Source organism: Brevundimonas sp. (assembly GCF_036677305.1).
GTDB lineage: Bacteria > Pseudomonadota > Alphaproteobacteria > Caulobacterales > Caulobacteraceae > Brevundimonas.
Map to the genome: position 1 here is coordinate 1 of NZ_JAKFEB010000041.1, position 9,425 is coordinate 9,425.

Sequence of the window (9,425 nt, forward strand, 5' to 3'; positions counted from 1 at the left end):
GCCGCCGAGGTCAGGATGGCGCCGACGAGGAAGTAGGGCCGGCGGCGCCCCAGCGGGCCCCAGGTCCGGTCGCTGAAATGGCCGATGATGGGCTGGACCAGCAGGCCGGTCAGGGGCGCGGCGATCCACAGGATGGCGAGGTTGTCGACCTCGGCGCCGAGGGTCTGGAAGATGCGGCTGGCGTTGCCGTTCTGCAGGGCGAAGCCGATCTGGATGCCGAAGAAGCCGACGCACATGTTCCAGATGGCGAGGTGGCTGAGGCGCGGCCGCGTGCGCAGGATCGAGTCAGCGGCGGCGGTCATGCAGAAGCCTTGGAGAAGGCGGCGAAACGGGCCGAAACCACCGAAGAATTCAACGACGGATTCCGCTGTGATTTCGGGGAAACGGAAGACGCTGCAGTCGTCATTGTCTCACTCCCCGGCCCAGCGGCACGAAGCGGATGGCCTGGCCGCCGCCGGGGGCGAGGCGCAGGCTCAGGGTGTCGGCGGCGGTCACCTCGCGGGCCTCGATGACGATGGCCTCGCGGTTGGTTTTCCAGTGGGCGTCGGGCGCGTCGCGGTAGATTTCGGCGCGGTAGCGGCGGCCCGGGTCGAGGAAGGACAGGGAGGCGTCCAGCACGCGCGGATGCTCGTCGGTCATGGCGCCGAGGAACCACTGGTCGGAGTTGCGGTCCTTGCGGGCGATGGTGACGAAGTCGCCGACCTCGCCGTTCAGCACGCGGGTGTCGGACCAGTCGACGGCGACGTCCTTGATGAACTGGAACGGGCCGGGGTTGGCCTCGTAGTTCTCCAGCAGGTCGGCGGCCATGACGATGGGGCTGTAGATCGTCACATAGAGGGCCAGCTGCTTGGCCCAGGTCGTGGCGATCCCGTCGGGCGCGCGGGTCTCCATGCCGAAGATGCCGGGGGTGTAGTCCATCGGCCCGGCCAGCAGGCGGGTGAAGACGAGGTTCAGCTCATGCTCGGGCGGATTGCCGGGCTGGCCCCAGGCGCTGAATTCCATGCCGCGCGCGCCCTCGCGCGAGATCATGTTGGGGTAGGTGCGGCGCAGGCCGGTGTCCTTGAACGGCTCGTGGGCGTTGACCGCGACCTGATGGCGGGCGGCGGCCTGGACGACGCGCAGGTGATGCTGGGCCATGGGCTGGCTCTCGTGCCAGGCCAGCTGCGGACTTCCGTCGGGGCCGCGCACGCGGGCGCCGCCGGCGTCGGCGACATAGCCGGTCTTGACCGAATGCCAGCCCAGCCGCTGGTACAGGGCGAAGCCCGCGTCCATCTGCTGTTCGTAGTGGAAGGCGTTGCCGCCGGTTTCGTGGTGGCCGATGATCTCGACGCCCTTCTGGCGGGCGTAGGCGGCGATCCGCTCGATGTCGAAATCAGGGTAGGTCTCGGTGAAGCTGTAGTCCCAGCCGTTGCCGAACCAGTCGCCGTCCCAGCCCTTGTTCCAGCCCTCGACCAGCACGCCCCCGAAGCCGTGGGCGGCGGCGAAGTCGATGTGTTTGATGACGTTCCCGGTGGTCGCGCCGTGCTTGGGTCCCGACGCCCAGCTCTTGGTGTCGAGGTGCATTTCCCACCAGACGCCGACGTATTTCATCGGCTTGAACCAGCTGACGTCGCCCAGGGCGTTGGGCTCGTTGAGGTTCAGGATCAGGCTGGACGTGACCAGGTCCGAGGCCTTGTCGGCGATCTGGATGGTGCGCCAGGGGGTGACGAAGGGCGCGGTCAGCTGGACCGCCGCATTGGTCAGTCCGGGCGTCAGGGCCGCCTTGAACCGCCCGCCCTCGACCCGGCGCAGGTTCATGCCGGAATAGTCGGTCAGGGCCGCTTCGTGGATGGAGACATGCAGGCCGTCGTCGGTGCGGACGGTGAGCGGAGTCTGGGCCACGCCGACGGCGTCGATGCGGGTGCGGTTGTAGAGGTATTCCTCGCGGTTCCATTCGAAGGCGGGAATCCACCAGGCCGTGCCGGCGTCGGCGACGGCGAACTCGGTCAGTTCGGCGGCGATGTTGACGGTCGTCATGCCCGGCTGGGCGGGGACCTCGTAGCGGAAGCCGAGGCCGTCGTCATAGAGGCGGAAGACGACGTCCAGCCGCCGGTTCGGGGCGTTGCGCTCGGTCAGGTGGACGCGCAGCTGGGTGTAGCGGTTGCGGATGAAGCGCCGCTCGCCCCACGGCTGCTCCCATGTGTCGTCATGGCTGGTGGGCGCGTCGGCGGTGACGGTGAAGTTTCGCTCCAGCTTGGGCGCGTCGGTCAGCAGGAAGCCCAGGCGCGAGGGGGCGATCACCGTGCGGCCCATGCGGGTCACGGTGTAGTCGGCGCGGCCCTCGCCGGTGACCGAAACCTCGACCGACAGGACGCCGTCGGGCGACGAGGCGCGGGCGGCGGCGGTTCCGGAGGCGGGCGCCTGGGCGACGTCCTGGGCCCGGGCCACAGCGGGCATCGTCGCCAGCAGGGCGGTGGTCGAGATCAGAAACCGGCGGGTCAACATCAGGCAACACTCCACGGAACGGCACTTGCCAAGCGCGGCCGCAGCGGCGCAGAACAAGCAAGGTTTGCAGCAAATTTTGCAGACAGGAAATCGACCGGAGCGCCCGCTTGAGCCGCAACACCCGACTGGAAGATCTGGCCAAGCTGGCGGGCGTGTCCATCTCCACGGCGTCGCGGGCGCTGAACGACAGTCCGGCCGTCAACGCGCGGACCAAACAGCTGATCTGGAAGCTGGCGCGAGAGCACGACTATCCCTTCCGCCGCTACATGCCCGCCGGTCCGATCGGCGCGGACGGCGTGATCGCCCTTGTGACGCCGCGTCCGCAGGGACGCGAGGGCCGGCTGAGCGATCCCTTCTTCCTCGAGCTTCTGGCCGGCGTCGGCGAGGCGGCGCGCGAGCGCGGCTGCGACGTCATCATGAGCCATTTCTCGCCGACCAGTTACGACGACCTGTCGGCGGCGATGAACACCAGCCGCGCCGACGGCGTGATCTTCCTCGGCCAGAGCACCCTGCACCAGAGCCTGAACCGGCTGGCGGAGACCGAGGGCCGGTTCGTGGTCTGGGGCGCCCAGATGCCGGATCAGGCCTATTGCTCGGTCGGGTCGGACAACCTGGCCGGCGGCCGGCGCGCCACGCTGCATCTGGCGCGTCTGGGGCGGAAGCGGATCGTGTTTCTGGGCGACCTCGATCCGCCCGAGGCCATGCAGCGCCATCGCGGCTATCTGGAAGCCCTCGCCAAATCGGGGATCGAGGTCGATCCCGACCTGATCATGGAGGCCCATTTCGAGGTCGAGTCGGCCGAGGCCTCGGTCGACAGCCTGATCCGGCGCGGGGTGCAGTTCGACGGCGTGGTCTGCGCCTCGGACCAGATCGCCCTGGGCGCCGTGCGGGCCCTGCTGCACGCCGGCATGCGGGTGCCCGAGGACGTCTCCGTCATCGGTTTCGACAATGTGCCGTTCAGCCGCTACAGCCGCCCCGCCCTGTCGACGATCGCCCAGGACACGATGAAGGCGGGCCGCCTGCTGGTGTCCAAACTGCTCGACAACCCCGGCGACTCCGTCGGCCGGTCGGAGCGGATCCCCACCGACCTGATCGTGCGCGAGAGTTGCGGCGGCTGAGGTCATCCCGCCGCCAGAACCAGCCCGGCCATGGGCGGCAACAGGCCCGTCGGCGAGCCGTCCAGATTGACCGACTCGATGATCCGCAGGCCCTGCGGCGCGGTCCAGGCCGCGGGCTGGTGACCCAGGTTGAAGACGCAGACCAGCCGTTCGCCGCCGTGAACGCGCTCGAAGACCAGCAGGTCGTCGGGGCTGTCCGCCAGGGTCATCTCGCCGAGGGTCAGCGCCGGGTGCGCCTTGCGGAAGGCGACCAGACGGCGTGTGGCGTGGAGCATGGATGAGGGATCGGCCTCCTGCCGGTCGACGGCCAGGGGCGCGTGGCGCGGGTCCAGCGGCAGCCATGGCTCGACCGTCGAGAACCCGGCCTGGGGCAGATGCTCCGTCCACGGAATGGGGGTGCGGGCGCCGTCGCGGCCCAGGGTCTGGGGCCAGTTGGCGATGGCCTCGGGATCGACCAGACGGTCGAAGGGGACGTCGGCCTGGGGCAGGGCCAGCTCCTCGCCCTGATAGATGAAGACGTTGCCGCGCAGTGTCATCAGCAGCAGCATCGCCATCTCGGCGTAGGCGCGCAGATCGCGGCCCTCGGCCCAGCGCGAGATGGCGCGCGGGGCGTCGTGGTTCGAGAAGGTCCATGACGGCCAGCCCTGACCGTCGCGGCCGTGCCAGGCCTCGGCGCCCTCGCGCACCAGCGCGGCGCCGAGAGCGGGGGCATAGAGGTAGAGGAAGCCGTAGGCGCTGTTCAGGTGGTCCTGCCCTTGGGTGAACGCCTGCATCTCGCGTTCGGCGTGGTCGCCGCCGACCTCGGCCACGCTGAAGCGGCCGCCGTAGCTGTCGGTCAGGGCGCGGATGCGGGCGAGGAAGTCTACGATGCCGGGCTGGGACTGGTTGTGCACCTTGTCCTGGAAGTCGAAGGGCCGGGTGCGCTTGCCGCCGGGCGGCAGGGGCGGATTGTCCGTCAGCTTCGGGTCGTGCATCGAGAAGTTGATGGCGTCGAAGCGGAAGCCGTCGACGCCGCGGTCCAGCCAGAAGCGGGCGGCGTCCAGCAGGGCCTCCTGCACATCCGCATTGTGCAGGTTCAGCTGCGGCTGCTCGGGCAGGAAATTGTGCATGTAGTACTGGCCGCGCCGCGCATCCCAGGTCCAGGCCGGGCCGCCGAACACCGACTGCCAGTTGGACGGCGGCGAGCCGTCGGCTTTCGCGTCGGCCCAGACGAACCAGTCCGCCTTCGGGTTGACGCGGGACTGGCGGCTCGCCCTGAACCAGTCGTGCTGGTCCGAGGTGTGGGCGAAGACCAGATCGGTGATGATCTTGAGGCCGAGGCGGTGCGCCTTCTCGATCAGCCGGTCGAAGTCGGCCAGGGTTCCGAAGATCGGATCGACGTCGCAATAGTCGGCGACGTCATAGCCGAAATCCTTCATCGGCGAGGTGAAGAAGGGGCTGAGCCAGACCCCGTCCACGCCCAGCGAGGCGATGTGCTCCAGATGCGCCGTGACGCCGGCCAGGTCGCCGACGCCGTCGCCGTTGGTGTCGGCGAAGCTGCGCGGATAGACCTGATAGATGACGGCGCCGCGCCACCATTCGGCGGCGTCGGTCAGGGAAGCGGGCTGTTCGAGAATCTGGGCGGTCACGCTGGTCTTTCGGATACGCAGACAAGATAGCCCAGGGCGGGCAGGGACACGGAGACTGAGCCCGGAGCGGCGCTGCGGGCGGGGCACGATCCGATCAGGGCGCGCCATTCGGCGGACCCGGCCTCGACGGCGACATTGACGTCGCGCGCCTCGGTCGAGGTGTTGAACACCACCAGGGTCTCGCCGTCATCATCGAGACGGGAAATGGCGAGGACGCCCGGCGTCTGGTCGGCGGTGCGCACGACCACGCGGCCGTGGCGCAGGCGTTTGTCGGCGGCGCGGACGCGGCTCATTTCGGCGATGCGGCGGTACATGTCGGCGTCGACGTCGAACGGGCCGGAGGCCGAACCGATGCGGCGGTCGTCGGCGTAGGAGGGGACGCGGGTCGGGAACATGTCCTGACGCGCCCGGCGGTCGTCGCCGTCGCCGGTGAAGCCCTGTTCGTCGCCGTAGTAGATGACGGGCACCCCGCGGCCCAGCAGGACGAGGGCGTGGGCCAGGGTCGAACGATCCAGCAGTTCGGCGTCGGAGATGTCGGGTCTGGCGTGCAGGATCAGATGGCCGATCCGGCCCATGTCGTGGTTGCCGGTGAAGGTCGGCAGGCGCAGGGCGGTCGAGGGGCCGCCGGCGTAGATGGCGTCCTCCATCAGCAGATAGCCCATGGCGTCGGGGTGCTGGACGCCCGTGACCATGTTCTGGACGACGCGCTGATAGGCGAAGTCCAGCACCGTCGGCAGGCCGTCGACCACGGTGTGCATGGCCGCCGTGCCGGACTGGAAGTCGTAGGTCTCGCCGAAGATGTGGAAATTGGGGATGCCGCGCGCCTTCGCGCGCGCCCGCATCGCGGGCACGAACGCCTGCCAGAATTCGGGATTCACATGCTTCGCGGTATCGATGCGAAAGCCGTCGATACCGAAGTCGTCGATCCAGCGGCCGAAGATGTCGATGAAACCGTCGACGACGCGCGGGTTCTCGGTCGCGAGATCGTCGAGCCCCGAAAAATCGCCATAGAGCGCCGACTCGCCGACCCAATTGCTGTTCCCGCGATTATGGTAATAGGCCGGATCGTTGAGCCAGGCCGGGACCTTTACCGTCTCCTCGCCCTTGGGGACGACGGGGGTGTAAGCGAAACCCGGATCGGTCAGCTTTTTCCAATTCTCCGCGCCGGCGACATGGTCGCCCGCGAACCCCGGATTGATCGGCGCGCCGCCGATCCCGCCGCGCCGCGAAAAGGGATAGTCGGCGATCGCGCGATAGGGGAAACCCTCCGCCTCGCCTTCCTTGTACCGGATCACGTCGGCGGTGTGGTTGGCGATGATGTCCATATAGACCTTCATCCCGCGCTTGTGCGCCACATCGACGAAGGCCTTGAACTCGGCATTGGTGCCGAAATGCGGATCGACCTGGGTGAAGTCGGTGACCCAGTAGCCATGATAGCCCGCGCTCTCGTCGCCCTTCGGCCCCTGCACCGGCTTGTTCTTGAATATCGGCGCGAACCAGATCGCGGTCGTCCCCAGCCCCTCGATATAGTCGAGCCGCTTGGTGAGGCCCGCGAGGTCGCCGCCATGGAAAAAGCCCTTGGCGGCGGGATCGTAGCCGGTCTGGAGCCGGCCGCCCTTCAGCCCGCCTTGGTCGTTCTTCGCATCGCCATTTTCGAAACGGTCGGGAAGGACGAAATAGATGACCTCATCCTCGGGCGGCCGCCGGCGATAATCCTCGGCCGGCACCGCAGCAGGCGCGGCGCCCGCGAGGGTCAGCGCGATGAGGGAGGTGAAAAGGCTCACGCGGGCACTCCTGCCGCGCAATGCTGCGCGATAAAATCCTCATGGGTGGGCAGGCGCGACGCGGCGCCCGCGACAATCGTCCCGATGTCGGCGAAAAAGCCCGACAATTCCTCGCGGGTCAGCGCGTCGGCCATCGGATGATAGCCCTTGGGTTCGATATTCTGGCCCGCCAGCACCTGGAACCAGCCGATTTCGACGAACAACTCGTCTCCTTCGCGAACGATCTGGCCCTGGCTTCGGAACAGGTCGATTTTTTGGGCCAGCGTCTCCGGAATTTCCATCTCGCGGCAGCGGATCCAGAAGGGCGAGTCGGTGCGCTCGTTCGCGTGGTAGTGGAGGATGACGAAGTCGCGGATGCGTTCGTAATCGAAGCGGATACGGCGATTATAGGCATCGATGTTGGCCGCATCGAAATCGCGATCGGGAAAATGCGACAGCAGCTTGGCGATGCCGTTCTGGATCAGGTGGATGCTGGTCGATTCGAGCGGCTCAAGGAAACCCGAGGCAAGGCCCAGTGCGACGACATTGAAGTTCCACGCTTGGCTGCGCATGCCGGTCCGGAAGCGCAGCGTTCGCGGTTCGGCGAGCGGGCGGCCCTCGACATTGGCGAGCAGGACCGCGGTCGCTTCATCCTCGCTGATGAAGTCGCTGCAATAGACATGGCCGTTGCCGGTCCGGTGCTGGAGCGGAATGCGCCACTGCCAGCCGGCCTTGTGCGCGATCGCTTGCGTATAGGGCCGCGCCGGTCCGGCATTTTCGCTCGGCACCGCGATCGCGCGGTCGCAGGGAAGCCAGTGCGTCCAGTCCTCGAAGCCGGTTCCGAGCGCCTCCTCGATCAGCAGCGCGCGAAAGCCCGAGCAGTCGATGAAGAGCTCGCCGTCGATCGCCGTGCCCTTTTCCAGCACGACGGCCTCGATATGGCCGGTTTCGGCATTGCGCCGGACGCTGGCGATCTTGCCCTCGGTCCGTTCGACCCCCGCCCGTTCGGCGATCTTGCGCAGATAGGCGGCATAAAGCGCGGCGTCGAAATGAAAGGCATAGGCGATGCCATCAAGACTTGTGCTCGGAATCTGTGGTAACCGCGCGAAGCGGTTTGCGTGCGCCGCGGTTTCGTTCAGCGAATAATCGCCGAGCCGGCCCGCGACGCCTTCGGCTCGCCCGCGAAGCCAATATTGCGGAAAGGACAGCATGCCGAGGCTGCGCCCGATCTGACCGAAGGCGTGCATATAGACGTCGCCGATCCGGCCCCAGTCGTGGAACTGGATGCCCAGCTTGAACGTCCCGCGCGTTTCGCGGATGAATTCATCCTCGTCGATGCCGATCAGGGCATTGAACAAGCGGATCGCCGGAATGGTCGCCTCGCCAACGCCGACCGTGCCGATCTCGTCGCTTTCGATCAGCCGGATCGAGAGATTCTCCATCGTGCGGGACAGCGCCGCGGCAGCCATCCAGCCCGCCGTTCCGCCCCCGACGATCACCACCTTCGTGATGCGACTATCGCCCACCCTGTCCGTTCCTCTCATGCCGCTCGCCCGCCGCCGAAGGGCCTTCAGTCCCGCAAACAAGTGGGCCGGGGTTTCCGGCCGGCCCACCTGTCATGTCAGAACTTGTAGGTGATACCGGCCATGAAGTTGCGACCATAGTTCTGATAGTCGCGGATCTGGCGAGGATCATTGTTGTAATAGGTCACGAAAGGCTCGTTCGTGAGGTTCGATGCCTGGAACAGCACGCCCAGCCCTTCGAGCGCACCGCTCTGGAAGGTATAGCCGACCTGCGCATCGACCACGAACTCGCTCTTGGCCATGAACATGTCGCGGGCAAGGCTGATGGTCGAAACCTCGGCGAGGAATTTGGAACGATAGCGGCCCGACGCACGCACCTGGAAACCGGCCTTTTCGAAATAGGCGGTTCCGTTCACGACCCATTTCGACAGGCCGGGCATCGAAATCGAGTCGGGCCCGCCTTCGCGCACGCGGCTCTTGGTATAGGAGGCGCTGGCCAGCACCCCGAAGCCGTCGAGCGATTGGGTGAAGTTTGCGAAGGGCAGCGAGAAGGAGGCTTCGGCGCCGTAGACGCGCCCGGCATTGCCGTTCAGCCACTGCTTGCTGAGCCCAGCCCGCGTGCCGACCGTTCCGCCGTCGGGAACCTCGAAGTCGGTGAAGTCGAACGGATTGACCTGACGATAGATGTAATTTTCGAGATATTTGTAAAAGCCGCCGACCGACACATAGCCGCCCTGCCCGAAGTATTTTTCCAGCCCCACATCGACCGTGTCGGCCATCAGCGGGCGCAGCTTCGCATTGCCGAGGTCGAGCGACCAGGGCGACGCATTGACGTCGGTATTGTCGCGCTTCGACGTATCGAAATTGACGCCGCCGCCGGGCTTCAGCTGATCCATGCGCGCACGCGCC

7 protein-coding genes are annotated in these 9,425 nt (G+C 67.0%); 1 reads left to right on the forward strand and 6 read right to left on the reverse strand.

Annotation, left to right across the window (positions count from 1 at the left end; genetic code table 11):
- On the reverse strand, positions 1–302 hold a 302-nt coding region (locus tag V6M42_RS02430; protein WP_332676903.1), incomplete at its 3' end, for an MFS transporter.
- Between the two features lie 100 nt (positions 303–402).
- The gene (locus V6M42_RS02435; protein WP_332676905.1) at positions 403–2,484 is read right to left on the reverse strand and encodes a glycoside hydrolase family 97 protein; all 2,082 of its coding nucleotides are present in this window, start codon (positions 2,482–2,484) and stop codon (positions 403–405) included.
- An 89-nt stretch (positions 2,485–2,573) separates the two neighbouring features.
- Between V6M42_RS02435 and V6M42_RS02440 the strand changes: the two genes are divergently transcribed.
- Complete coding sequence (locus tag V6M42_RS02440) at positions 2,574–3,602, forward strand: LacI family DNA-binding transcriptional regulator (RefSeq protein WP_332676913.1); 1,029 nt, start codon at positions 2,574–2,576, stop codon at positions 3,600–3,602.
- A 2-nt stretch (positions 3,603–3,604) separates the two neighbouring features.
- Here the strand turns inward: V6M42_RS02440 and V6M42_RS02445 are convergent, their stop codons facing one another.
- From V6M42_RS02445 to V6M42_RS02460, 4 genes are all read right to left on the reverse strand, one after another.
- A complete protein-coding gene (locus V6M42_RS02445) occupies positions 3,605–5,230 on the reverse strand; it encodes an alpha-amylase family glycosyl hydrolase (protein ID WP_332676907.1) in 1,626 nt (541 codons plus the stop codon).
- Positions 5,227–7,014 (reverse strand): alpha-amylase family glycosyl hydrolase, encoded by a 1,788-nt coding sequence (locus tag V6M42_RS02450; protein ID WP_332676909.1) that lies wholly within the window; start codon positions 7,012–7,014, stop codon positions 5,227–5,229. Before V6M42_RS02450 ends, V6M42_RS02445 begins: the two co-directional genes overlap by 4 nt.
- On the reverse strand, positions 7,011–8,537 hold the full coding sequence (locus tag V6M42_RS02455; RefSeq protein WP_332676915.1) for a tryptophan halogenase family protein: 1,527 nt from the start codon (positions 8,535–8,537) through the stop codon (positions 7,011–7,013). Before V6M42_RS02455 ends, V6M42_RS02450 begins: the two co-directional genes overlap by 4 nt.
- A 77-nt stretch (positions 8,538–8,614) precedes the next feature.
- Positions 8,615–9,412, reverse strand: coding sequence for a TonB-dependent receptor domain-containing protein (locus V6M42_RS02460; RefSeq protein WP_332676911.1), 798 nt, complete (start codon positions 9,410–9,412; stop codon positions 8,615–8,617).
- Positions 9,413–9,425 lie beyond the last annotated feature (13 nt).

Coding starts and splice junctions, on each gene's coding strand:
- V6M42_RS02435 (WP_332676905.1), bottom strand. CDS start 2,484: ATGTTGACCCGCCGGTTTCTGATCTCGACCACCGCCCTGCTGGCGACG.
- V6M42_RS02455 (WP_332676915.1), bottom strand. CDS start 8,537: ATGAGAGGAACGGACAGGGTGGGCGATAGTCGCATCACGAAGGTGGTG.
- V6M42_RS02460 (WP_332676911.1), bottom strand. CDS start 9,412: ATGGATCAGCTGAAGCCCGGCGGCGGCGTCAATTTCGATACGTCGAAG.